At 69.1% G+C, this 23,567-nt stretch carries 28 protein-coding genes; 13 read left to right on the top strand and 15 right to left on the bottom strand.

Going from position 1 to position 23,567, the window contains the following annotated elements:
* Positions 1-188: 188 nt before the first annotated feature.
* The 10 genes from BUE16_RS08705 to BUE16_RS08660 all read right to left on the bottom strand — a co-directional run bounded on the left by BUE16_RS08705 (position 189) and on the right by BUE16_RS08660 (position 8,000).
* Positions 189-947, bottom strand: coding sequence for an ATPase domain-containing protein (locus tag BUE16_RS08705; RefSeq protein ID WP_073308659.1), 759 nt, complete (start codon positions 945-947; stop codon positions 189-191).
* Between the two features lie 72 nt (positions 948-1,019).
* Positions 1,020-1,472, bottom strand: coding sequence for a flagellar protein G (locus tag BUE16_RS08700; protein WP_073308657.1), 453 nt, complete (start codon positions 1,470-1,472; stop codon positions 1,020-1,022).
* Positions 1,473-1,907 carry a hypothetical protein gene (locus tag BUE16_RS08695; RefSeq protein ID WP_073308655.1) on the bottom strand — a complete coding sequence of 145 codons (435 nt, stop codon included), beginning with the start codon at positions 1,905-1,907 and terminating at the stop codon, positions 1,473-1,475. It abuts the gene before it with no gap.
* A complete protein-coding gene (locus tag BUE16_RS08690; protein ID WP_073308653.1) occupies positions 1,891-3,354 on the bottom strand; it encodes a FlaD/FlaE family flagellar protein in 1,464 nt (487 codons plus the stop codon). Before BUE16_RS08690 ends, BUE16_RS08695 begins: the two co-directional genes overlap by 17 nt.
* A 169-nt stretch (positions 3,355-3,523) precedes the next feature.
* Entirely contained in the window at positions 3,524-4,069 is a 546-nt protein-coding gene (locus BUE16_RS08685) for a chemotaxis protein CheD (protein ID WP_073308651.1), read from the bottom strand.
* Positions 4,070-4,076: 7 nt separating this feature from the next.
* Positions 4,077-5,276, bottom strand: coding sequence for a chemotaxis protein CheC (locus BUE16_RS08680; RefSeq protein ID WP_073308649.1), 1,200 nt, complete (start codon positions 5,274-5,276; stop codon positions 4,077-4,079).
* A gap of 2 nt (positions 5,277-5,278) precedes the next feature.
* Complete coding sequence (gene cheY, locus BUE16_RS08675) at positions 5,279-5,641, bottom strand: chemotaxis protein CheY (RefSeq protein ID WP_073308647.1); 363 nt, start codon at positions 5,639-5,641, stop codon at positions 5,279-5,281.
* Positions 5,642-5,743: 102 nt separating this feature from the next.
* The gene (locus tag BUE16_RS08670) at positions 5,744-6,748 is read right to left on the bottom strand and encodes a DUF7500 family protein (RefSeq protein ID WP_073308645.1); all 1,005 of its coding nucleotides are present in this window, start codon (positions 6,746-6,748) and stop codon (positions 5,744-5,746) included.
* Between the two features lie 56 nt (positions 6,749-6,804).
* Positions 6,805-7,404: an archaellin/type IV pilin N-terminal domain-containing protein gene (locus BUE16_RS08665; RefSeq protein WP_073308643.1), complete on the bottom strand. Its 600-nt coding sequence runs from the start codon at positions 7,402-7,404 to the stop codon at positions 6,805-6,807.
* 2 nt (positions 7,405-7,406) lie between these two features.
* Complete coding sequence (locus tag BUE16_RS08660) at positions 7,407-8,000, bottom strand: archaellin/type IV pilin N-terminal domain-containing protein (protein WP_073308641.1); 594 nt, start codon at positions 7,998-8,000, stop codon at positions 7,407-7,409.
* Between the two features lie 213 nt (positions 8,001-8,213).
* Here BUE16_RS08660 and BUE16_RS08655 point away from each other — a divergent pair, with 213 nt between their 5' ends.
* Positions 8,214-8,555 (top strand): winged helix-turn-helix domain-containing protein, encoded by a 342-nt coding sequence (locus BUE16_RS08655; RefSeq protein WP_073308632.1) that lies wholly within the window; start codon positions 8,214-8,216, stop codon positions 8,553-8,555.
* Positions 8,556-8,615: 60 nt separating this feature from the next.
* Here the strand turns inward: BUE16_RS08655 and BUE16_RS08650 are convergent, their stop codons facing one another.
* A complete protein-coding gene (locus BUE16_RS08650) occupies positions 8,616-9,347 on the bottom strand; it encodes an RAD55 family ATPase (RefSeq protein ID WP_073308630.1) in 732 nt (243 codons plus the stop codon).
* A gap of 231 nt (positions 9,348-9,578) precedes the next feature.
* Between BUE16_RS08650 and BUE16_RS08645 the strand changes: the two genes are divergently transcribed.
* Complete coding sequence (locus BUE16_RS08645; RefSeq protein ID WP_073308628.1) at positions 9,579-10,157, top strand: HalX domain-containing protein; 579 nt, start codon at positions 9,579-9,581, stop codon at positions 10,155-10,157.
* A 32-nt stretch (positions 10,158-10,189) separates the two neighbouring features.
* Here BUE16_RS08645 and BUE16_RS08640 read toward each other — a convergent pair whose 3' ends face one another.
* From BUE16_RS08640 to BUE16_RS08630, 3 genes are all read right to left on the bottom strand, one after another.
* Entirely contained in the window at positions 10,190-11,650 is a 1,461-nt protein-coding gene (locus tag BUE16_RS08640) for a single-stranded-DNA-specific exonuclease RecJ (RefSeq protein ID WP_073308626.1), read from the bottom strand.
* Positions 11,651-11,726: 76 nt separating this feature from the next.
* On the bottom strand, positions 11,727-12,359 hold the full coding sequence (gene engB, locus BUE16_RS08635; RefSeq protein ID WP_073308624.1) for a GTP-binding protein EngB: 633 nt from the start codon (positions 12,357-12,359) through the stop codon (positions 11,727-11,729).
* Positions 12,360-12,432: 73 nt separating this feature from the next.
* The gene (locus tag BUE16_RS08630) at positions 12,433-13,194 is read right to left on the bottom strand and encodes a YIP1 family protein (RefSeq protein ID WP_073308622.1); all 762 of its coding nucleotides are present in this window, start codon (positions 13,192-13,194) and stop codon (positions 12,433-12,435) included.
* A gap of 161 nt (positions 13,195-13,355) precedes the next feature.
* Here BUE16_RS08630 and BUE16_RS08625 point away from each other — a divergent pair, with 161 nt between their 5' ends.
* The 4 genes from BUE16_RS08625 (at position 13,356) to BUE16_RS08610 (ending at position 16,799) form a co-directional block, all read left to right on the top strand.
* The gene (locus BUE16_RS08625; RefSeq protein WP_073309077.1) at positions 13,356-14,078 is read left to right on the top strand and encodes a 5-formyltetrahydrofolate cyclo-ligase; all 723 of its coding nucleotides are present in this window, start codon (positions 13,356-13,358) and stop codon (positions 14,076-14,078) included.
* A gap of 72 nt (positions 14,079-14,150) precedes the next feature.
* Positions 14,151-15,479 carry a TIGR00341 family protein gene (locus BUE16_RS08620; protein ID WP_200778407.1) on the top strand — a complete coding sequence of 443 codons (1,329 nt, stop codon included), beginning with the start codon at positions 14,151-14,153 and terminating at the stop codon, positions 15,477-15,479.
* A 59-nt stretch (positions 15,480-15,538) separates the two neighbouring features.
* On the top strand, positions 15,539-16,327 hold the full coding sequence (locus BUE16_RS08615) for an SIMPL domain-containing protein (RefSeq protein WP_234972371.1): 789 nt from the start codon (positions 15,539-15,541) through the stop codon (positions 16,325-16,327).
* A 76-nt stretch (positions 16,328-16,403) separates the two neighbouring features.
* Entirely contained in the window at positions 16,404-16,799 is a 396-nt protein-coding gene (locus tag BUE16_RS08610) for an SHOCT domain-containing protein (protein WP_079991577.1), read from the top strand.
* A gap of 16 nt (positions 16,800-16,815) precedes the next feature.
* Here BUE16_RS08610 and BUE16_RS08605 read toward each other — a convergent pair whose 3' ends face one another.
* A complete protein-coding gene (locus BUE16_RS08605) occupies positions 16,816-17,838 on the bottom strand; it encodes an NOG1 family protein (protein ID WP_073308620.1) in 1,023 nt (340 codons plus the stop codon).
* A gap of 324 nt (positions 17,839-18,162) precedes the next feature.
* On the opposite strand from BUE16_RS08605, the gene BUE16_RS08600 reads away from it, so the two are divergent.
* The 7 genes from BUE16_RS08600 (at position 18,163) to BUE16_RS08570 (ending at position 23,292) form a co-directional block, all read left to right on the top strand.
* Entirely contained in the window at positions 18,163-19,392 is a 1,230-nt protein-coding gene (locus BUE16_RS08600; RefSeq protein WP_073308618.1) for a translation initiation factor IF-2 subunit gamma, read from the top strand.
* 14 nt (positions 19,393-19,406) lie between these two features.
* Positions 19,407-19,817: a PIN domain-containing protein gene (locus BUE16_RS08595; RefSeq protein WP_073308616.1), complete on the top strand. Its 411-nt coding sequence runs from the start codon at positions 19,407-19,409 to the stop codon at positions 19,815-19,817.
* 1 nt (position 19,818) lies between these two features.
* Positions 19,819-20,397 carry a DNA-directed RNA polymerase gene (locus BUE16_RS08590; RefSeq protein ID WP_073308614.1) on the top strand — a complete coding sequence of 193 codons (579 nt, stop codon included), beginning with the start codon at positions 19,819-19,821 and terminating at the stop codon, positions 20,395-20,397.
* The gene (gene spt4 / locus BUE16_RS08585; RefSeq protein ID WP_073308612.1) at positions 20,397-20,594 is read left to right on the top strand and encodes a transcription elongation factor subunit Spt4; all 198 of its coding nucleotides are present in this window, start codon (positions 20,397-20,399) and stop codon (positions 20,592-20,594) included. Before BUE16_RS08590 ends, spt4 begins: the two co-directional genes overlap by 1 nt.
* Positions 20,595-20,627: 33 nt before the next feature.
* Positions 20,628-21,158 (top strand): GTP-dependent dephospho-CoA kinase family protein, encoded by a 531-nt coding sequence (locus tag BUE16_RS08580; RefSeq protein ID WP_073309069.1) that lies wholly within the window; start codon positions 20,628-20,630, stop codon positions 21,156-21,158.
* A 133-nt stretch (positions 21,159-21,291) separates the two neighbouring features.
* A complete protein-coding gene (locus BUE16_RS08575; RefSeq protein ID WP_073308610.1) occupies positions 21,292-21,600 on the top strand; it encodes a 30S ribosomal protein S24e in 309 nt (102 codons plus the stop codon).
* Between the two features lie 6 nt (positions 21,601-21,606).
* Positions 21,607-23,292, top strand: coding sequence for a bifunctional N(6)-L-threonylcarbamoyladenine synthase/serine/threonine protein kinase (locus tag BUE16_RS08570; RefSeq protein ID WP_073308608.1), 1,686 nt, complete (start codon positions 21,607-21,609; stop codon positions 23,290-23,292).
* Positions 23,293-23,567: the final 275 nt, after the last annotated feature.

The following is a 23,567-nucleotide window of genomic DNA, read 5'->3' as shown; positions in this document are numbered from 1 at the left end:
GGGTGAAGCTCATTACGACGACACACCCGCGAACGAGGCTTAAACCCTACCCGCGAGCTATCACCACCGATAACACCGCGCGGTGTATGCAAACGCCCAAGAACTCGTCCGCTGGCGGCGACGGCCACTCGGGCGACAGCCGCTCGCACGACGACCGGTCAGGCAGCAGCCATCCGGACAGCGCTCCCTCAGGCGACGCTGCGTGACTCGATGACGATCCCGGTTCCCGAGCGCACCGAGAAGCCGATCGAGTCGCCGACCTGGCTCCCCATCCCGGCGAAGCGCTTCACCGCGATGTTCCGGCGCACGTCGGAGCCGACCTCGACCATCTGCAGTTCGAAGAACACGTCGGCGATGGAGCGGAAGGGACCGATCGCGTCGTCGCCGACCGCGGAGGGGTCGACGGTGAGCACGATCACCTTGCCGCTGGAGATCATGTCGCGGAAGAAGGAGATGATCTCGAGGGCGGCCTGCCGCTCGTCGTTGTTGCGGACGAGCGCCTCAAAGGTGGGGTCGTTGCGGAGGATGGAGTCGAACGTGTCGAGGATGATCACGTCGGAGTTCCACATCGTCTCCGCCTCCATCAGGAGCTTGAGCAGCTCCTTGCGCTCGGCGTCGGTGTCGGAGAAGTTCCCACCGGAGTCGAAGTCCGCCGCGAGAAAGAGGAGCTCCTCGTTGAGCAGGGGCTTGGTCACGTCGTACCCCAGCGAGTACATCTGGTCGATGAACCCGGAGACGGTCAACTCGGTCGACAGCAGCGTGACGGACGCGCCCTCGTCGACGAGGCCGTACGCGAACCGCTGGGACAGCGCGGACTTCCCGGCGCCGTAGTCCCCCTCCATGAGGACGATGGAGCCGCGGGGGATCCCCCCGCCGAGTTCCTTGTTCAGTTGGTCGCGCTCGGGCAAGCCGATCGACAGCAGCGTGTTCTGTTGTGCTCGTGACATTGTGAGGGGTGGATCGTAAGGGGTGACTTGTGAGGGGTGGGTGGTCGTGAGGGGCGTGCGGTGTGGTGGGGCTCAGGTTCTGAATCGGAACACTTCCTCGTCCCCGCGGACGACCAGCTTCAGCCGGTGGTCGCCGGCGGGGAGGTCGGGGGCGGCGAACTCCAGTTTGACCACGTCGCCGCGGTGCCAGGTGTCGCCGCCGTCGACGACCGAGACGGTGAGGTCGGTCTGGTACTCGCCGTCGAGGAGGACGTCGAACGTCCCGGACTCCGCTGGGAGATCCGATACACCCGTGTTGCGGACGTGGATCGTGACGTTCTCGTCGCCTGAGCGGTTGTACACGGGCGCGCCCGGATCAGAGACGATCTCCGCGTCGGCGCGGATCTCGGCGGACACGTCGAGCGACTTCGCCGAGATGGCGTCGCTGACGCGGTCGACCTCGCTGGTGAGCGTCCCCGCGACCGACGCCGCGATGACGATGGCCGCGATGAACAGGATCAGTTCGGCGGCGCTCCCGCCCGCCACTCAGATCACCTCCACCGCGCTCGCGTCGCGGACCCCGTGGTCGACGACGACCTGGACCCGGTCGGGCGCCGTCGACAGCGACACCTCGAAGTGGGCGGTCTCGCCGGGGAGCCACACGTCGGTCCCGCCGTCGCCAGCGACGGTGACCGACGGCGCCGTCAGGTTGTTGTCGGCGAACAGGCCCGCATCGCTCACGTCGACGGCCGTGGTGCCGTCGTTGGTGGCGTTCACGATGAGGGTGTCCGTCGAGTCGTTGTACGTCGCGTTCGTCACGGTGACTCCGGTGTTCGCCTGCGCGAGCGCGCGGTCGGCGGCGTCGTGGCGCGCGTCGCTCACCCGCTCGAAGCCGTTGGCCGCGGCGGGATAGACGATGCCGATCGCGAGGAACACGCCGAGGAAGACGACCCCTGCGGAGGCGCTAACGCTGAAGCCCATGCATGCCCCCCGAGAGCTGCGGCCACCGGTCGATGACGACCGATTCGGCCGTGGCGTCGGTCAACTGCATGATGTACTTGAGCGAGCGCGTATGGTGGTCCAACTCGAGGTGGTCGGTGCCGGGGCGGTCCATCAGGTTCCGGTCGATGTCGCCGAAGCCCGAGAGGAACCCCTTGAGCTGGTCCGCGACTCCCTCGTCGATCCACTCGACGCGCTCGTAGTAGTTGATCGCCCGCACCGCGTCCGTCGTGGTGGACTCTTCGACGAGGAACTCCAGCCACTCCATCACCATCAGGTCGCCCACGTAGTCGCCCGGCAGGCTCGTGAGATACGGCTTCGACGGCTCGTCGGAGAGGTCGTCCTCCTCGACGAACTCGAAGCCGCCGTTCTCGTCGACCCCCTCGCCGCGTCGACTCGGGTCCGTCGGCCCGGCCGTCGAGTCCGGCGTCGGTTCGGGCTCCGGTTCGGGTTCGCTCCCCATCCCGAGGTCACCGGACTCGTCGTGACCGTTCGACTTCGGCTCGGCGTCGAGGGCGTCGAGCGGATCGCTCGCTCCGTCGTCTGCCGGCTCCCCCTCACCCTCGTCCCAGTCGGCGTCGCCCGACTCGTACTCGTCTTTCAGTTCGCTGAAACTCTTTCCGCCGCCGTTGTCGGTCGCCATGGTATCTGAATCGGTGTCATCCGCGTCGTCGTCCCCGAAGCCGTCGAGGTCGTCGTCGAAGCCGTCCTCCTCGTCCATCTCCTCCATGTCGCCGAAGTCGTCGTCGAGGTCGTCGCCCTCGTCCATCTCGCCGAGGTCGTCCATCCCGTCGTCGGCGAGGTCCTCGTCGAAGAACCCCTCGGCGTCGGCGCTGGCGAGGTCCTCGTCGAGGTCGTCCTCGCTTTCTTCTTGCTCGTCGCCGGCGTCGTCGAACAGCCCGAAGCCCCCCTCGCCGCCGAAGTCGCCGCCCCCCTGCACGTCGTCGACGAAGGGGTTGATCCCCCGCGTCACCATCTCGTAGATGTCGAGGAGGCTGCGGACGTCTTCCCCCATGTCCTCGACCTTGCCGGAGATCTCCTCGTTCTCCGATCGGACCGTGTTGACGGTCGATGAGAGGCTCGCGACTTCGTTCTCCAGGTCGTCGACCCGCTTTTCGAGCTCGGCGACGCCGTCGTCGCCGCCGCCCTCCTCTCCGCCGAAGGGGTCGTCGTCGTCCCAGTCGTCCATGCCGCCGAGGTCGCCGAGGTCGTCGTCGCCGCCGTCGCCGCCATCGCCGCCGAAGGCGCCGTCGTCGCCGCCGAGCAGATCGTCGCCGTCGCCGTCGTCGACGTCCCCGGGCCCGTCGTCGCCGTCGCGGAAGCGATCGAGCAGGCTGGCTCCCAGGAGTCCGAACGAGACGAGGAGTGTCGCGTCGGCCCCTGGGATCCCGCCGACCCCTGCTCCCGGTAGCGCGGTGAGGAGACCCATTACACCTGAACACCTCCGAACGAAACTTAAACCCATCCCGCGGATTATCGTCTCCGATAACGATTGTCAGCGAGCCTCGTCCCCGATCTCGGACGGCGACCGCTCGCCGGCGCGAGGGCGAACCGCACACCGGTGCAATCGAACCGAATCGGTGCGTCGCAGATCGGCCCTATACCACGATCGTGTCGCCGCCGGCGTACGAGACGTGCAGACACCCCGTGGCCGTATCGAACCGGAGGGACCGCCCGCGGTCGCCGCCGGTGTCGGTGTCGACGACGGGGATCCCGCGGTCGCGCAGCGCGGCCTCCGCGGCGGCGACGTTGCGGTCGCCGACCGAGCCGTCCGAGCCGCCGGCGTTGAACTCGATCATCTTGGCGGCGCCGGCGATCTTCGCGCGGAGCCCGTCCGGATCGGCGCCGGCGTCTGCCATCGCGGCGACGGTCGCGTCGATACCGTCGACGACGAACTTCTCGGGCGCGCCCGGACGCCCCTCGGCGGCCGGGAGCATCGCGTGTAACAGTCCACCGACGCCGGCGGTCGGATCGTGGAGCGCGATGCCGAGACAGGAGCCGAGCCCGCTGGTGACCAACACGGCGCCGTCGGCCGCCACCGCCGCGTCCGAGAGCGCGACCTTCCGCCGCGGGGCAGACCGGTCGGGGTCGGGGGCCTGCTGCGCGGGCGGCGCACCCGCGTTCGACGAGTCGGTTGGGCTCACGAGCGGCTCACCGGAGCGATCCGCCGTCGGTCGCCGCGGGTTCGATGCGGTCCAGCGCCGCGGCCAGTTCGCGCTGGTCGGGGAGGGCGTAGATGTCGCATCGGACGTTGCCGTCGGGGGTGCGGACCGTCGAGTCGATGATGAACGCGTGGTCCTGCGTCTGCCCGAGCCGGCTCACGAGCGGGCTCATCACCGCCGAGCCCATGTCGTGGACGAACTGCGGCGGGGTGTGCTCGATGCTCGTGTCGAGCACGTTCGCCCAGCCGTCGATGAACCCCGATGTCATGATGTTGCCGAGTTCCCGCAGCGCGCCCTTCTCCATGTCGCCGATCCCCGGCTCGGTCTCCGTGGGGATCATCCCGCCGGCGACCTCCTCGGCGGACGCCTCGTCGAAGAGGATGGCGAGGTAGCCGCTCGGGTCGCCGTGCAGTTCGAACACCGTCCCCGCGACGGTCTCGGTGCCCAGTTCGGCGGGCACGTCCTGTACCGGCACGAACCGGAGCCGCGAGACATCCACGTCCGTCTCCGTACCGGTCATCATGGTGATGTTGTCGGCGGCGGCGGCGGCACCCTGCTCGGTCATCCGGTTGAACGTCGGCAGCTTGTTCACCGGGACCGCGTCGCCGGTATCGCCGACGGGGCCGTCGTGGCCGAGCATCTCCGTGAAGCCGGCGTACTCGGGAAGCATGTAGATCGTGAACTCGAGGTCCTCGTCCATCGAGGAGACCTGCGACTCGAACATGAACACGCCCTGTCGGTCGTCGTCGAAGGTGCCGTCGGGGAGGATGTCCGTCCCCGACGCGCGGACGTACGCCGGCGGCGTCATGTCGATTGCGACGCCGAGGTGGTCGGCCCAGCCGTCGATGAATCCCGAGGTCATGATGTTACCCGCCTCGGTGACGCCGCTTCGAACGAGTTCTCCGTCGCCACCGCCGGGCAGTAATCGTTCGACCAGACTCTCGGCGGCCTCCAGCTCGAACGCCATCACGGTCTGCCCGGCGATCCCCCCGCGTAGTCCGATCTCGACGCCCACGAACTCCCGTCCGGCGAACGCTTCCCGGAGGTCGCCGGCGGCCATCAGCGTCACGTCGGTCACGTCGACGTAGACGTTCGCGCCGGCGAGCTGCCCGAGCGCGTCGGCCGCCCGATCCGCTCCCTGACTCGCGAGATCGGAGAACTCCCCCAGCGACTGGATGTCGACGTACATCCCTACGCGGGGACGACGTCGTTGATAGCTTCGAGCACGTTCGGCTTCTGGAACGGTTTCGTGATGTACCCCTCGGCGCCCGCCTTGATCGCGGCCTTCATCTTCTCCTCCTGCCCGACGCTGGTGCACATGATGACGCTCGCGTCGGGGTGCTCCTCCGTGATCTCGGTGGTCGCCTCGATCCCGTTGCGGATCGGCATGACGATGTCCATCATCACGATGTCGGGGGCGTGTTCGCCGTAGAGGTCGACCGCCTCCACGCCGTTCTCGGCCTCGCCGATGATCTCGAACTCGCCCTCGAGGATCTCCCGCAGGAGGTTCCGCATGAACTCCGAGTCGTCCGCGATCAGCACGCTGGTCGGCATATAGGCGATATCGCCTCGGCGGCGATAATAAACGCATTCCCGTGCCTATCAGCAGTGAAAACTGCGGCGGATGGATGCTCGAGCCGCGGTCGGCCGGACCGCTCACTCCAGTCGGAGTCCGCCGACCTCGTCGAGCGCCGCCAACACGTCATCGACGGAGTCGTCGCGGGAGACGCCCAGCCCCGCCAGCGCCGACCGGACGGCGTCGGGCGGGAGCCGCGGCGCGGTGTCCATTCCGGCCAGAAGGATACCGAGCGCGTCCTCCGGAGCCGTGTCGCCGCCGGCGGCGTCCGCGAACCAGGTGACGAGCGTCTCGAACGTCTCGCCCACGTCGTCGGAGGCCATCCGGTGGCGCGCCGTCCGGCCGTCGAGCGACAGCGTCGCGTCGAATCCGTAGGCGAACTCGGTGTCCGCGAGCGAGGCGGCGAGCCACTCTCCGACGGCGCCGGCGTCGAGATCGGCTGGCGAGGCGGTCGATCTCTCCCGAGGCGCGCCCCGGCGGGCGTGGGAGGTCGGCCGATCCGGCGACCCCGAGGTGTCGGGTGAAGCGGACCGACCGGCGTCCGTCCGTCGCTCCGCTGCGGTCGGGTCACCCGGGAGTCCGTCGGCGGCTCCGGAGGCTCCAGCGGATCCGCTCGCGGGTTCGCTCGTCGAGTCTGCCGAGGCGTCGGGAGAGGCGGCCGAGCCAGTGGGTTCGGCGGCCGAGCCAGCGGGTCCGCCCGCGCGGCCGTCGACAGGGTCCCGCGGACCGCCAGTCGGACTGTCCGACCGCTCGGCGGGCGGCGACGATCCCGACGACGACATCGACGCCGGCGTCGCATCGGCCGCACCGGGACCAGCTTCGGGGTCGAGCCCCTCGCGGACAGCATCGGCAGTCGACGCGGCGTCGGGGGAGGTCGACACGTCCGCGGCGGCGCCGTCAGCGTCGGCATCGGCGCCGGATGACGGCTCGTCCGCTCGGTCCCCCTTGCGGGGCTGCTGCGGCTGACGGCGGCCGGGCGAGACGACGTACCGGTCGTCGCCCAGTTCGCGGACGTACTCGCTCTTGGAGATGTCGAGGTCGTCCGGGTCGACGCCGGGGTTCCCGCGCGGCGCGTCGTCGCTCATGGCTCGGTGTTCTATCGCGTGCGGTAAAAAGTGTAGTCGCGTTCAGCGCGGCCGGCTTACAGCTCGACGCCCTGCGTCTGCCCGAGTGACTCGGGCACGGTGAAGCGGATCGTCGTGGTCGCGCCGGCCATCGTGTTGATCTTGATCGTCACTTCGTCGCCCTCGGTGAGGAGGCTCGGATCCTCGCTCCCCGCCGAGAGGTCGAAGTTGATGCTGAAGCGGTCGTCCGGGTCGTTGAGCACCGTGGGCGAGCCCTCGGCGTTCTTCACGACCGACGTGGTGAACTCGTCGTCGACCTGGGTGGAAGCGTTCTCGTGATTGATGATGAACGTCCCGTCCGGGCCGATCCAGGTGATCGTCGCGTTCTCCAGGTCGATCTCGCCGGCGCCGGGCGCCTGCGTCACCGTCACGTTCACCGCGGTGATCGTGCTGTTCGACTGGTCGACCGTCCCGGTCGTGACGACCTCCTGCAGGCGATTACTGACCTGCTTGGTCGACTGTTGGCCCGTTTCCTGCGACTTGCTCTGGAGGAAGCCCGCGGTGTTGATCAGGACGCCCGCGGCGATCGCCGCCACCAGCACCATCGCGATGAACACGATGAGCGTCCCGATACCGACCTGCCCGCGCTCTTCCTCGTCCGTGACGAACTCGAACATGATTACAGTTCGACTGCCTGCTTCTGCCCCAGCGACTCGGGCACCGTGAAGCGGATGGTCGTCGTCGCGCCCGACATCGTGTTGATCTTGATCGTGACCTCCGAGCCCTCGGTGAGCTTGGCCGGCGCGTTCGACGCCGTCAGGTCGAACTCGACGTTGAAGCGGTCGTCGGCGTCGTTGAGCACGGTCTTGGACGAGTCGGTGTTCTTCACCGCGTAGGTGTTGAACACCCAGCCCCCCTCGTTCGCACTGGAGTGGGTCAGCGTCTCCGTGCCGTCCGGACCGATCCAGTTGATCGTCGCGTTCGAGAGGTCGATCTCGCCGGCACCGGGCGCCTGCGTCACCGTCACGTTCACCTTCTTGATGGTACTGGTTCCGGTGTCCACCGTCCCGACCGTGACGACCTCCTGGAGGCGGTTACTGACCTGCTTTGCCGACTGTTGACCCGTTTCCTGCGACTTGCTCTGGAGGAAGCCCGCGGTGTTGATCAGGACACCCGCGGCGATCGCCGCCACCAGCACCATCGCGATGAACACGATGAGCGTCCCGATACCAACCTGCCCGCGCTCTTCCTCGTCCGTGATGAATTCGAACATTGTGGTTCTCTCGGTCCCGTCCCTACCGCGGGCCGGGCTGTGGCAAGGACGAATCGGATTCAATTATTAAATCTACGGCGTCAATTATCACTTCAGATATCCGTATTGGGAGCTATCGAGACCGATATCGAGGATCGGTTGGCCGGCAATTCGGGCGGAGAGACGGGGGTAGAGGCGGTACGCTTATTGCAGTCTCTCTCAGTATTGAGAGTCATGTCCGCGGACGACGAGGATATCATCGAGGTGCTGGGGAACAAGTACAACCCCGAAATCCTCGACGCGGCGGGCGAGCCGAAGTCGGCACAGGAGCTGTCGGACCAGTTGGACGTGCCGATCGCCACCTGTTATCGCCGCATCAACGAGTTGGAGAACACCGAGCTGTTGGAACTGCACGATCGGCCACTCTCCGACGAACACCGGCGAATAAAGGTGTACCGGCGCTGCGTCGACGGCGTGAACGTGACGTTCCGCGACGGGTTGACCGTCGAGTTGGAGGAGCGCTCGGAGGTCAAGAACAAGCTCGACGACGTGTGGCGGACGATGACCGACGGCTGATCGGAAGCCGAACCGCGATCGCGGGCGGCCTCGCCGGGGTCGAACACGGCGGTTTCGCGCTCAGAACCCGGCGTCAGGGCCGTCACGGCCCATCATCGAGAAGCCGCCCGCGCGCTCGTACACCTTGATCCCGCCGTCGTCGATCTCCATCGGGAAGATGTCGGTGTCGATGTCCTGTTTCCGCATCTTCGCCACCCAGACGTAGCGATTGACTCCCGAGTCGGTCGGCGTCTGGATGAAGTAGATGTTGCCGTCGGTGAGGAAGTTCTCGAGGCCGATCTCCGTCTCGGGGAACACCGCCCCCTGCTCGTTGATGAGCAGCGAGGTCAAGCCGTTCTGCTTGAGGATGTCCGAGAACTTGAGGAGGTACGTCCGCTTTTCTTTCTCATCCTCGAAGAACAGCGAGAACATCGTCAGCGAGTCGAGCACCAGCCGATCGTAGGAGGCGTTCGCGAAGTCCTCGAGCAGCGTGTCCAGCGCCGACGAGAAGTCCCCCTCGCGCAGCATGTGCTGTTTGTCGTACACCTTGATCGAGCCGTCGTCGACGAGGTCGCCCCAGCGGTCGAAGCCGATCGACTCGGCCGCCTGGCGGATGTCCTCTTCGTTCTCCTCGAAGGAGATGTAGATTCCGTGCTCGTCGTGGTCGATGACGCCGTCGTAGAGGTACTGGATCCCGAAGAGGGACTTTCCCGTCCCGGGGTTTCCGCTCACGAGCACCGTCGCGTTCTCGACGAGGCCGCCGTTGAGGATGGAGTCGAGGCCGTCGATTCCGGTCGGGACAGTGGCTACCATATGCGTATTCGCCGTCCCCACTAATCAAAACGGTTCCGCCGTGCGTCCGTCCCCTCAACCACCGGCCCGAGTGACCCCCGATCGTGCGAGCGTACTACACGACACAACCCCATCATATTCTGCGTTAATATCTTCACGCGGCCGGATCGTGTGCGATAGCTTTAAGCAGAAACACGTCTGGTTGACGAACATGACTGACGGCGGGGTCGAGCATGTGGGGGTTCGGTCGCGGTGACACGGCGCGTGCTCATCGTCGAGGACGAACCCGAGGTAGCCGATCTGTACCGCGGCTATCTCGCGGGTACCCACGACGTCACGGTGGCAAACACGGGCACAGAAGCGCTCGAACTCGTTGATTCGACTACTGATGCCGTGCTGCTCGATCGTCGGCTGTCGGACACCTCCGGGTCGGAGGTCCTCGCGGAGATCCGCGAGCGCGGCCTCGACTGTCGGGTGGCGATGGTGACCGCCGTCGAGCCCGACGTCGACATCGTCGAGATGGGGTTCGACCTGTATCTCGTGAAGCCGGCCACCCGTGACGACATCCAGTCCGCTGTCGAGCGGCTGGGAACGCGCGCACAGTACGACGACACGCTCCAGCAAACGGCGTCGCTCGTCACGAAACGCGCCGTCCTCGAGTCCGAGCGCACCCGGTCTGACATCCGGTCGTCTCCGGAGTACGAGGAGTTACTCTCCCATATCGAATCGCTCCAGTCGGAGATGGACGACCTCGCGAGCGCGTTTTCGCCGGACGACTACCGGATGCTGTTCCGCGATCTCGGGAAGTCGTCCGCCTCCGAGTCCACCTGACTGCCCTCCGTAGCCGCTGCGCCTCGGGGTCGCTACTCTTCGCCCAGTTGTTCGCCGACGAGTTCGTCGACCGCCGCGAGAAACGCGTCGCGTTCCTCGGCGGGGATCGTCGCCCCGGCGGCAACATCGTGGCCGCCGCCGTCGCCCCCGACCGCGCGGCTGGCCTCGCGCATCACCGCCGAGAGGTCGAGCCCCTCGCGGACGAGGAAGCCGCTCCCCCTGGCCGAGACCTTCGTCTCCCCGTCGCCCTTGTCGGCGAAGGCGACGATCGGCTTGCGGGCGGAGACGCCGTCGGCGCCGACGGCCATCCCCGCGACGATGCCGACGATCGTCTCTCGGATCCGGGTGCCGGCGTCGAACCACTGGACGTTGTCTTCGCGCTCGACCCCCTCGTTCGTCACCCACTGGAGTCCCTCCGAGAGGTTTCGGCGGTGGGTTCGCAGCAAGGTCCGGGCGCGATCGAGCGCCTCGTCGCGGTCGCCGAGGCAGACCGCGAGCCCCACGTCGGCGCGCTCGTAGCGCGCCGTCGCGTTGAGCAGCGTGGAGAACTCGCTCACGTCGCGCAGCTCCGTGCCCGGTTCCTCGTCGGCGAGGACGTAGGTGGTGCCGACGAGCGAGTCGACGCGCTCGCTCGGGACGCCCGAGGAGACGGCGCGGCGGATGAGCGCGCTGGCGACCGTCCGCCGCTCGTCGGCGTCGAGGTCGACCCAGCGGCGCCACTCGCCGTCGGCGTCCTTCATCGGCACGTCGAGCTCCGAGAGGAACTCGATCGCGCCGGCCTGGTCGTTCGAGATGCCCGGGATGCGCGCCTCGCTGGCGTACTCCAGGAGTTTGGGCAGCGGGCGGGTCTGGCGACCGTACAGCGCGAGGTCGGTCACTTCCTCCAGCGCGCCGGCGTCGACCGCGTCGGAGACGAGGCCCTCGTTGGCGCCCGAGAGGCCGCCGTCGCCGTCTTGCATGTCGCCGACCGCGCCCACGACCGCAAGCGCGGCCAGATCGCGGTTGTCCGTCGTCGTCGCGTCGCCGAGCGCGCGCGAGAGCAGGTACGAGGCGCCCGCCCCGGAGAGTTCGCTCGCCCCGTCGAGCCCTTCGAGAAGGGGGTTCAGGTGGTACCTCGTTTCCACCTCGGCGGGCTGGTGGTGGTCGGCGATGACAGGGACGAACTCGCCGGCCTCCTCGTGGGGGGCGATCACGTCGAGTTGGCCGCTGCCGAAGTCGGTGAAGCAGACCACGTCGTAGTCGGTCGCGGCGATGGAGGCGACCGCGTCGGCGTCGAGCTGCTTGAAGAACGCCGTCTCGAAGTCGAAGCCCGCGCGCTCGAACGCCGCCGTCGCGACCGCGGCGCTGGTGAGTCCGTCGGCGTCGATGTGCGAGCACAGGAGGAACTCGCCGGCCTCGCGCAGCCGGTCGGCACACGCCTCGGCGCGCTCGCGGAGTTCGGGGACCGGGAACGCCGCGTCGTCGTGATCGGTGTTCGCGTCCGCGCTCGCCATTGCTGTACGAGAGTGTGGCGTTCTGCGGCATAAACGCTCGTACTCGATCGGGATCGGTGGGCGGGGACCGATCGGGTTATTTTACGAACTGCAGCAGGTCGTCGCGCTTGGCCTCGCGGAAGTGTCCCCGAAGCGCTTCCTTCAGCGGCTCGATGGACCCCTTCTTGGCGGTGATCGGCGCGATCGTTCCGCCCTCGCCCGACCACTGCTGCCACGGCGGGTACAGCCCCAGCCGGTCGCACAGCTCGTCCAGGCGCTCGTCGCGGTCGTCCACCTTGTCCATCTTGTTCACCGCGACCACCGGCGCCACGTCCACGTCCTGCAGGAACCCGAACAGCTCCACGTCGTGGGGGATCTCGTCCGCGTCGCTGTGGCGGTCGATGATGTCGATCACGGCCTTCCCGTCGACGACGAGCACGCCCGCGACGATCGAGTCAGCGTTCTCTTCGACGTAGCGGACCACGTCCGTCTTGATCGCCTCGCGTTTCTCCTCCTCGACGCCGGTCATGAACCCGAAGCCCGGCAGGTCGGTGAACATGAACGACTGAGGCGCCCAGTCGAAGTGGTTCGGCCTGCGAGTGACGCCCGGCTTCTTGCCCGTGGACACATCGTGGCCGGTCAGCTCGCGCATCAGCGTCGACTTACCGACGTTCGACCGGCCGACGAGCACCACCTCGGCGTCCCGGTTCGGCCGCCCCTCAAAGGTCATGTGCGTGGGTGGGCCGCCGCGGCGGATAAGCAGCGCGGGTCCGCAGGCACGAACGCCGTCGGTCCGAAGACCGTCACCCGACCGAGAGAAGCGCCCAGAGGGACACGACGAGGGAGACGCCGGCGACGAGCCCGACGACCAACAACGCGCGGCGAGGTGGGAGGTCGCGGACGCGCCGCAGGCCGTGGTACTCGATCCACGCGCCCCAACCGATCGCGGCGGTCCGAACGCCGATCGCGAGCGGGACGCTCGCCTCGAACGCCCACCCGATCGTCCGTATCGTCGCCTCGGCGGTCGGCGTCCCGGGGGCGACCCCGGAGCCGGCCGCGGTCCAGGCGAGGACGAGCGCGAGCAGGAGCGTCCCGAGCACGCGCGAGACGCGCCCCCACGCTGCGACCGTCATCGGGCCGGCCGGCGACTCGCCGTCCGAGCGGGTGACAGCGTGAAAGACCCCGCCGACGAGGAGCCACCCGAGCATCGGGGCGAAGAACTGCCCCGGGAGTTCGCCGCCGACGGCACGCCAGACGAGCCGATCGGTCGGGACTCGCGCCGGTTCGTCGCAGGTCTCCGGCGTGGCGAACGTGACGGGCTCCCCGTCGACGGTCAGGTTCACCGTGGACTCGTCGTCGCAGGCTGACGCCGGGGGACGTTCGGGGTTCTCCACCGTCGCCTCGTCCGGGATCGCGTGGGCGACCCCGGCGCCGATGACGACGACCGACAGCGCCGAGAGGAGGGCGAGCGCGGCGACCAGACCGAGCGCGCGCTCGACGGAGTACGACCCGGGATCGCGATCGAACGACTCGTCGGGGCGCACCAGCGGACCTCCGAGGACCATGAACGGGGATACTCACGATGTGGAATAAAAGCGCTGCTAGGACCGATATGGACCCCTCTATAGCCGGCGTCGGGTGGCTCGCACCGCCCGCCCCGAAGGCCGCCCACGACGGCTCGATGACGTGGATGACGCTGAAACACCGTCGGGTCCACGCCCCGAACGTGAACAAACAGCCCCTCCGCGAGCGCGTCTGGGACGCGCTGGAGGCGTCCGGCGAGGCGCGCTTTCCGTTCCCGCCGCACGGCCGGATCCCGAACTTCGCGGACGCCGACGCGGCGTGCGAGCGGCTGACGAACACGCCGGAGTGGGAGGCGGCGGAGACGCTGAAGGCGAACCCCGACGCGCCGCAGCTCCCGGTCCGCCGCGCTGCGCTCCGCGCGGGCAAGACCGTCTACGTGGCCGCTCCCCGGCTGCGCGAGGAACAGCCGTTCCTCCGCCTGGCACCCGGGGAGGTGCCGGACATCGACGACGCGACCACCGTCTCCGGCGCCTCGACGCACGGCGTCCCCGTCGGGCCCGACGAGGTGCCCCACGTCGACCTGATCGTCTCCGGGAGCGTCGCGGTCACAGAGGCCGGCGGTCGCGTCGGGAAGGGCGAGGGGTTCGCGGACCTGGAGTTCGCCGTGCTGGCGGAGTTGGGCGCCGTCGACGACGCGACCGCGGTGGCGACGACCGTCCACGGAATGCAGGTCGTCGACGAGGCCGTCGACCTCGACGCCCACGACGTGCCGCTAGACCTGATCTGCACCCCCGGTCGAACGATCCGGACGGTGGACGCCCGCGGCGGCGACCCGCCCGCGCGACCCGACGGCGTCGATTGGGGCGCCCTTCCCGACGAGAAACTGGAGTCGATCCCGGTGTTGCGTCGGTTGCATCCAGAGTGATCGGCGCCGGGGCGCCGATCCCGAGCGTCCCCTTCCCGTCGGCTATAACTGTCCCCTCCGTGAGGTGCCGCCGTGCGACTCGTTCAGGTGATGGTGCCGGCGGGCAAGCGGGAGACCGTCCTCTCGACGCTCGACGAGGAGGGGATCGACTACGTCCTCTCCGACGAGACCAGCGGTCGCGAGTACACCGCCGTCGTCTCGTTTCCCCTCCCCACGGAGGCCGTCGAGCCGGTGCTGTCGAAGCTGCGGGAGGCCGGACTCGAACGCGACGCGTACACGGTCGTTCTGGACGCTGAGACCGTCGTTTCGAAGCGGTTCGAGGAGTTAGAGGAGCGGTACGCGGAGGACGAGGATGGGAACGGCAACCGGATCGCGCGCGAGGAGTTGGAGGCCCGGGCGACGGAGATGTCGCCGCGCCTCGGCGCGTTCGTGACGATGACGGTGATCAGCGCCGTCGTCGCGACCGCGGGGCTACTGCTCGACTCGGCCGCGGTCGTCGTCGGCTCGATGGTGATCGCGCCGCTGATCGGCCCGGCGATGGCCGCCAGCGTCGGCACCGTGCTCGACGACGACGACCTGTTCGCTCGGGGCGTGAAACTGCAGGCGATCGGGGCGGTGCTCGCGGTGGCGAGCGCGGCGGTGTTCGCGGCGCTGCTCAGGTACGGGCGGGTCGTCCCGTTCGGCGTCGAGGAGGTGTTCTCGATCGCGGAGGTGCGCGAGCGGCTCGCGCCGGACGTGCTCTCGCTGCCGATCGCGCTCGGGTCGGGCGTCGCGGGCGCGCTGTCGCTGGCCTCGGGCGTCTCCTCGGCGCTCGTCGGCGTCATGATCGCGGCGGCGCTGGTGCCGCCGACGGCCGTCGTCGGCATCGGGATCGCGTGGGGACGACCGGGGACCGTCGCCGGCGCGGCCCTGCTGGTCGTCGTCAACTTCGCCGCGATCAACTTCGCCGCGATCGCGACGCTGTGGTTCAAGGGGTACCGGCCGGAGTCGTTCTGGCGCCTCGACGAGGCGCGCGCGACGACCGTCCGCCGGATCGGGGTGCTGGGCGTCGCCATCCTGCTCTCGACGGCCGTCCTCGGTGGGGTCACGGTCGCCTCCTATCAGAGCGCACAGTTCGAGACGGCCGCCCACGAGGAGGCCGACGCGCTGCTCGACGGCGACGCACGCGTGCTCGACGTGGCGGTGACGTACGGCGGCTTCCCCTTCCGACAGCCGACCGCGGTGACGGTGACGGTCGGGTATCCGCCGGGGACGGCGCCGCCGCAGATCGGCGACGCGCTCGCGACACGGTTGGCGGACGACGCCCGCGCGCCGCTCGGCATCGGCGCGGCGACCGCCGTCGACGTGTCGGTTCGGTACATCCCCGTCGAACAGGCGCGCACCGGCGGGACAACAGCGTGACACAAACGCGCATTTGTGTGTACGATAGCGTAACGGTTCACGCGAGCGTCCGCCCGGGTGTGAACAGAACCAGCACCCTCCCCGCGCTGTTCGTCGCCGCGATGCTCGTGCTCGCCGGCTGCGCCGGCGCGACGAGCACCGACCCGACGGACGCGGCGGGACCGACGAGCGCAGCGGGCACCGCGAACGGCGCCGGATCGGCGACCGGCGGGACCGAAGGCGGCGTGGCCGCCACGAACACCGTTACCAGCGCCGGCACCGCGACGGTGAGCGCCTCGCCGGACCTCGCCGTGATCGGCGTCGCCGTCGAAGCGACCGCCGAGAGCGCGACTGCCGCGCGGTCGCAGGTCGCCTCGCAGGTCGAGCAGCTCCGGACCGCGCTGACCGACGCAGGCTACGAGGTCCGGACGGTCGCCTTCCGGATCGCCCCCGAGTACGACTACTCGGGCGACACGCGCGAGCTCGTCGGCTACCGCGCGCACCACGCGCTGGAGTTCGAGACGACGCCCGACGACGCCGGCAGCGCCGTCGACCTCGCCGTCGACAACGGGGCGACCAGCGTCGACGCCGTCCAGTTCACGCTGAGCGACGAGAAGCGCGCGCAACTGCGCGAGGAGGCGCTCGCGGCCGCTGTGAGCGACGCCCGCGCGACCGCCGAGACGGTCGCCGGCACCGCCGACCGCTCGATCGGCACCGAGCTGTCGATCCGGGTCGGCGCCGCCAGCGTTCGGCCGTACGACTCGCGAGTCGCCTACGAGACGACCGCCGGCGCGAGCGCGTCCACGTCGTTCGAGCCGGGGCCGGTGACGGTCTCGGCGTCGGTGACGGTGACCTACGAGTTGGAGTAACCCGGGTGCGTTCCCCCGGCCGTTCCGACGGGGACCGCCCGGAACCGCCAAGTGATCCGCCGAGCGACACGTCACCGTGACCGACTCCGATCCGAGCCTCGTCACCGGCGCGATGCTCGGGACGTTCCTGGCGTTCGGCGTCGATACGATCGTGGTCGTCGCCGCGCTGTGGTACGTGGGCCGCCTCCCCGCGACGGTCACCGGCGGTGCCGCCGCCGCCGTGCTCGGGGTCTTCCTGCTGTGGATCGTCGGACGCTGGGTCCGCCTGCGTCGACGGAACGTGGCGGACGAGGCAGACGCCGCCGTCGACGGTTCCGAGACCGATCCGGTGGAGCGGCTCAAGCGCCGCTACGCGGACGGGGAGGTCTCCGACGAGGAGTTCGAGGGTCGCCTCGACCGCCTGCTCGACGCCGACGCTCGGGGCGACGCCGCGTCGAACGGCGAGCGGGAACCGGAGTTCAAGTCGAAGTAGGGGTCGTTCGACCGGGTCAGTGCTCGCTGCGCGAGGGCAGGTCCGGCTCGAAGCCGACCGCCTCGACGGCCATGTCGAGAACCGCGTCGACGTTCTCGTCCTCGGTGACGCTCATGTACGCGTCGGCCTCCACGTCCGTCGAGCGATCGCTCTTGTTGCAGACGGTCAGAACGGGCGCGTCGAACCGCTCCTCGACCTCCGCGAGCAGTTCCAGTTGCGCGTCGAGCGGGTAGCCGCAGTCGCCGGAGGCGTCGAGGACGAACACCACGGCGTCGGCGAGGTGGGTGAGCGCGGAGACGGCCTGCCGCTCGATGCCGTTGCGGTCCTCCTCGGGGCGGTCGAGGATGCCGGGCGTGTCGATGATCTGGTAGCGGATGCGGTCGCGCTCGAAGTGGCCGATCTGGACCGCCTTGGTGGTGAACGGGTACGACGCGATCTCGTTGGAGGCGCGGGTGACGTGGTTGACGAACGACGACTTGCCGACGTTGGGATAGCCGGCGACGACGATCGCGGGTTCGTCGGGGCGGATGTCGGGGAGGGTCTTCAGCGCGTCGCGGGCCTCGCCCACCGTCAGCAGGTCGTCCTCGACCTCCTCGACGATGTCGGCCATGCGGGCGAACGCCTGCTTGCGGTGCTTTCTGGCGGTTTCGACGCCCGACTTCCGCATCTTCGTCTGGTACTCCGAGCGGATCTCCTCGATCTGGCGGGAGGCCCAGTTGATCTCCGAGAGCGCCTGTCGGAGCTCGTCCACACCCCCGGGACTCTCCGAGTCCCGGTGTACTTCGGATCCTGACGGATCCGAACCGTCCACGACGGCGTCGGCGAGTTCGTAGTAGAACGGCTCGACCTCGAACTCGAAGTCGGGCCAGGAGGTGGAGACGTTCGCGAGGTTGTCCGAGAGGATATTGGCGGCGGTGATCAGCATCGACTCTTGGGCGTCCCACCCGTCCTTCGCGCGGCCGGTGCGCGAGGCGCGGGAGAACGCCTTGTCGATGAGTTCCTCCGCCCGCGGTGTCGTGGGGAGGTCTTCGAATGTCATGGTCAGTTGTCCGTCCGTTGACGACGACGGCGTATAAGCCCGTTCGTTCGGTTCTCGGGGCGTCTCGTGTGTGTTTCACGGTGTCGCGGTCGGCGCCGGACGGCGGCGAGAGTGCGTGCGTCCGCTCGGCCGCGGCGGCGCGATCGGGACGGGGATCTACATCGGGACGGGGATCTACACGGGCGATGCCGCGGTTCCACCCGAAACGGCGCCCGCGCGGTGGCCCTGAAACAGAACGACACGCACGCGACGCCGCCATCGCCGTAACAGCACCTTTATCAGGCGCACGAAGCGAAGTTCCAACGAGATTACTCTCGGAGGCCCATGGTGACGGAGCAAACACAACCGGAGGTGAACATCGGACTCGTCGGTCACGTCGACCACGGAAAGACGACGCTAGTGCAAGCGTTGTCGGGCGACTGGACCGACCAGCACAGCGAGGAGATGAAGCGCGGGATCTCCATCCGTCTGGGCTACGCCGACGCGACGCTGCGTCGGTGCCCGGACTGTGCCGAGCCCGAGTGTTACACCGTCGAGGAGACGTGCCCGGAGCACGGCGTCGACACCGAGATCCTGCGGACGGTCTCGTTCGTCGACGCCCCGGGCCACGAGACGCTGATGGCGACGATGCTTTCGGGTGCATCGATCATGGACGGCGCGGTGCTCGTCGTGAGCGCCACCGAGGACGTGCCGCAGGCGCAGACCGAAGAGCACCTGATGGCGCTGGACATCATCGGCATCGAGAACATCGTCATCGCCCAGAACAAGATCGACCTCGTCGACGACGAGCGCGCTCGCGAGAACTACGAGCAGATCGGGGAGTTCGTGGAGGGCACCGTCGCCGAGGACGCGCCGATCGTCCCCGTCAGCGCCCAACAAGAGGTCAACGTCGACCTCGTCATCGCGGCGCTGGAGGATCGCATCCCCACGCCCGAACGCGACGAGACGCTCCCGGCGAAGATGTACACCGCGCGGTCGTTCGACATCAACCGCCCCGGCACGAAGGCTACGGACCTGCTGGGCGGCGTCGTCGGCGGGTCGCTGGCGCAGGGAACCTTGGAGGTCGACGACGAGATCGAACTCCGGCCGGGCCGCGAGGTCGAAGAAGGCGGCTCCTCAGAGTACCACGCGATCGAGACCTCGGTGCGCTCGCTGCAGGCGGGCGGCCAGTCGCAAGAGGAGGTCGGCCCGGGCGGGCTGCTCGGCGTCGGGACGGGACTAGATCCCAGCCTGACGAAAGGCGACGCGCTCGCCGGCCAGGTCGCCGGCGAGCCCGGCACGCTCCCGCCGACGCGCAACGCCTTCGAGATGGAGGTCGAACTGCTCGACCGCGTCGTCGGGGAGGGAGAGGTCGAAGAGATCTCCACCGGCGAGCCGCTGATGCTCACCGTCGGCACGGCCACCACGGTCGGCGCGGTGACCAGCGCGCGGACGGGCGAGTGCGAGGTGAACCTCAAGCGACCCGTCTGCGCCGAGGCGGGCGCGAAGATCGCGATCAACCGCCGGATGGGCGCGCGCTGGCGCCTCATCGGCGTCGGAACCCTCACGGAGTAACGGAGCCGGTGACGATGGTCGTCCTCGACACGAACGCGCTCATGATGCCGGTCGAGTGCGGCGTTCGCGTGTTCGAGGAGCTCGACCGCCTGGTCGACGACCCCGACCCCGTCACCCCGGAACCGGTCGTCGCCGAACTGGAGACGCTCGCGGCGGGCGCCGGCGAGGAGGCCACCGCCGCCGCCGTCGGCCGCGACCTCGCCGAACGGTGTCGGGTCCTCGCGACGACGGAGCAGTACGCCGACGACGCGGTCGTCGAACTCGCCTCGGGCGGTGCCGGACGCGGTTCCGGCGTCGGCGCGGACGAGCGGTTCGACGGCTATGTCGTCACGAACGACCGCCCCCTGCGCGAGCGCCTCCTCGCTCGGGGCGTACGCGTAATCGGTTTAAGGGGCGCGAACACACTCGCGATAACAGAACCATAGCATGTACAAACGGGTACGACTCAAGGACACGGTCGAGGTTCCGCCGGAGCACTTGGCGGACGTAAGCCGCGACCGCGTCCGCAAGCTCTTGCAGGACAAGTTGGAGGGACGGATGGACGAGGACGTCGGCAGCGTTGTCAGCGTCATCGAGGTCCAAGACATCGGCGACGGCGCCGTCCTCCCGAACAGACCGGGCGTCTACTACCAGGCGGAGTTCGACGCCGTGACCTTCGATCCGGACATGCAGGAGGTCGTCGACGGGAACGTCGTGGAGGTCGTCGAGTTCGGCGCCTTCGTCGGCATCGGCCCCGTGGACGGCCTGCTGCACGTCTCGCAGATCTCCGACGAGTACCTCGCGTACGACGGCGAGAACCAGCAGCTCGCCTCGACGGAGTCCGACCGGACGCTCGGCGTCGACGACTCGGTTCGCATCCGCGTCGTCACGAAGTCCATCGACGAGCGCAACCCGCGCGACTCGAAGATCGGCCTCACCGCCAAACAGCCCGGGCTCGGCAAGCACGAGTGGCTGGAGGCGGACGTTCGACGCCGCGCCGAGGGGGCGCCCGCGGAGGGTAACTGATGGCGGAGGACCGCCTCGCCTGCCGCGAGTGCCACTTCGTCAACGGCCCCGACGCCCAGACGTGCGAGAACTGCGGCTCCTCCTCGCTGACGGAGGACTGGGCCGGCTACGTCATCATCCCCCACCCCGAGGAGTCCGAGATCGCCCCCGAGATGAACGTGAGCGAACCGGGCAGCTACGCGCTGAAGGTCCGGTAACGCGCACCCGACTCACACCGTCCCCGAATGACGCTGCTCTCGCTGCCCGACGACCTCCGCGGCACGTTCAAAGCGCCCCTCGGTCCCGTCTACACCGACACCGAGCGACTGCTCTCCGATGCCGGCGACCCGATCGTCGCCGTCGGCGACGTGGTCACCTACCACCTCCGCGTCGCCGGTCGCGACCCCAACGTGGCCGTGATCGACGGCAAGACGAAGCGTGAGGCCGTCGGCGAGGAGATCGCCGCGGTCCTCGACGGCGACGCCCCCCGGATCGAGGTCGAGAACGCGCCGGCGACGCTCTCCGAGGGGCTGTTCTCGGCGCTCGTCGACGCGCTGGCCCGCGACGAGCCGACCGTGATCCACGTGACCGGCGAGGAGGACCTCGCCACGGTACCCGCCGTCGTCGCCGCGCCCGAGGGCGCGAGCGTCGTCTACGGCCAACCGGACGAGGGGATGGTGCTCGTGGACGTGACCGCGGCCTCGAAGCGGGAGGCGCGCGACCTGCTCGAACGGATGGACGGCGACGCGGACGCGGCGCTCGACCTGCTGGCACGGCGGTGACGAGCCGCCCACCGGATCCGCGCGTTCCGCGGGGGAATCGACTGAACAGCGGGCTGGACGCCGGACGCGCACGGGCGCACGCCGCTTCGAAGTCCTTTTCCCGGTGCCGGGTGCATTGACTGACAACTGAACCATGGACATCGACATCATCTCGGAGGACGAGAACCCCATGCTCCACCGGACGGACGTCCGGTTCGAGGTGCGCCACGACGAAGCCACCCCCGCCCGCCTGCAGGTCCGCGACTCGCTGGCCGCCAAACTCGACAAGGGCTCCGACGAGGTCGTCATCCAGGAGCTGGACACGAAGTTCGGCATGCGCAAGACCGTCGGCTACGCGAAGGTGTACGAGACAGCCGAGCACGCCACCGACGTGGAGCAGGACTACGTCCTCGAGCGGAACGCCATCGCCGGCGACGAGGACGCCGAGGCCGAGGAAGCCTAACGCCGGATGCGCGTCCTCGGCGTCGAGGGCACGGCCTGGTGCGCCAGCGCCGCGGTGTTCGACGCCGAGGCCGACTCCGTGTGTATCGAATCCGATCCGTACGAGCCCGACAGCGGCGGCATTCATCCGCGCGAGGCCGCCGAGCACATGGGCGATTCGATCCCGCGGGTGATCGAGGCGGCGCTGGAGCACGCCCGCGAGGAGTACGGTGAAGACGGCAACGACGGCGATGGGCCGCCGGTCGACGCCGTCGCCTTCTCCCGAGGGCCGGGACTCGGTCCCTGCCTGCGCATCGTCGCGACCGCGGCGCGGGCGCTCGCGCGGACGCTCGGCGTGCCGCTGGTCGGTGTCAACCACATGCTCGCGCACCTGGAGATCGGCCGCCACCGCGCCGGGTTCGACTCGCCCGTCTGTCTGAACGCCTCGGGCGCGAACGCCCACCTGCTGGGCTTTCACGACGGGCGCTACCGCGTGCTCGGCGAGACGATGGACACCGGCGTCGGCAACGCGCTCGACAAGTTCACGCGCCACGTCGGCTGGAGCCACCCCGGTGGCCCGAAGATCGAGCAGCACGCGAGGGACGGCGAGTTCGTCGACCTCCCGTACGTCGTGAAGGGGATGGACTTCTCGTTCTCGGGGATCATGTCGGCGGCGAAGGCCGCATACGACGACGGCGTGCCCGTGGAAGACGTGTGCTTCTCGCTGCAGGAGCACGTGTTCGCCATGCTGACCGAGGTGGCCGAGCGGGCGCTGTCGCTCACCGGCACCGACGAGCTGGTGCTCGGCGGCGGCGTCGCACAGAACGCGCGCCTCCGGGAGATGCTCGAATCGATGTGCGCCGAGCGCGGCGCCGACTTCCACGCGCCCGAGCCGCGGTTCCTCCGCGACAACGCCGGCATGATCGCGGTGCTCGGCGCGAAGATGGCCGCCGCCGGCGATACCGTCGCCGTCGAGGACTCTGCCATCGACCCGGACTTCCGCCCGGATCAGGTGCCGGTGACGTGGCGCTCGGGTGAATCGGTCGCGCGCGTGCCGAGCGCTGCCGGCGGGAGCGACGAAGGCCGGGGCAGCGACGAAGACGGCGACGCCGGCGGCGCCGACCTCCGCGGCGCGGAGGCGACCGTTGAGGTCCGCGGGGCCGAGGTGGTGAAGCGACGGCTCCCGAAGGGGTATCGCCACCCCGAACTTGACGCGACGCTGCGGCGCGACCGAACCGTCGCCGAGGCGCGGCTGCTCGCGGCCGCCCGCGAGGCGGGCGTGCCGACGCCGCTCGTGCACGACGTGGACGTGCCTGGGGCGACGCTCGCGATGCAGTTCGTCGGCGAGTGCGATCTGGCTGCGGCGCTGACGCCCGACCGCGCACGGACGGTCGGCGAACACCTCGCGCGACTCCACGACGCGGGGATCGTCCACGGCGACCCGACGACGCGCAACGTCAGGGTCGGCGGCGAGGACGAGCGGCGCGCGCGCGCAGACGGCCGGCTCTTCTGCATCGACTTCGGCCTCGGCTTCAGCTCCGACCACGTCGAGGACTACGCGATGGACCTGCACGTGTTCGAACAGTCGATCGAGGGAACGGCGAGCGACCCGGAATCGCTCGTGGCGGCTGTCGAGGACGGCTACCGCGCGGTCGGCGACCCGGCGGTGCTGGAGCGGCTCCGCGGCGTCGAGGGGCGCGGTCGCTACCAGTAGCGTCGCCACCGGGGTGCACAGACAGTGACGGTGACCGTGGGGGCGAACAGGCGGCCGTGTTCGAGACGGGGCGGCCGACCGACGACGCTCGGTCGGCCGCTCGGTCGCGCGCCGTCGGGCCGCACGCGCTCACGGCTGACGCCGTTCGCATCAAGGCCGCCGTTCGGTCGGCCTCGCACCCGCTTGCCGGCGCGCGTCGATTGTCAATGCATCGGGATGACTGGGTCGCTATCCCGGATAAACGTTCGCCGCCGAACTGTCGGTCGCGAGCCAAA

It is taken from the genome of Halobaculum gomorrense (assembly GCF_900129775.1).
GTDB classification, from domain to species: Archaea; Halobacteriota; Halobacteria; order Halobacteriales; family Haloferacaceae; genus Halobaculum; species Halobaculum gomorrense.
This window is presented reverse-complemented; position numbering and strand designations above follow the sequence as displayed.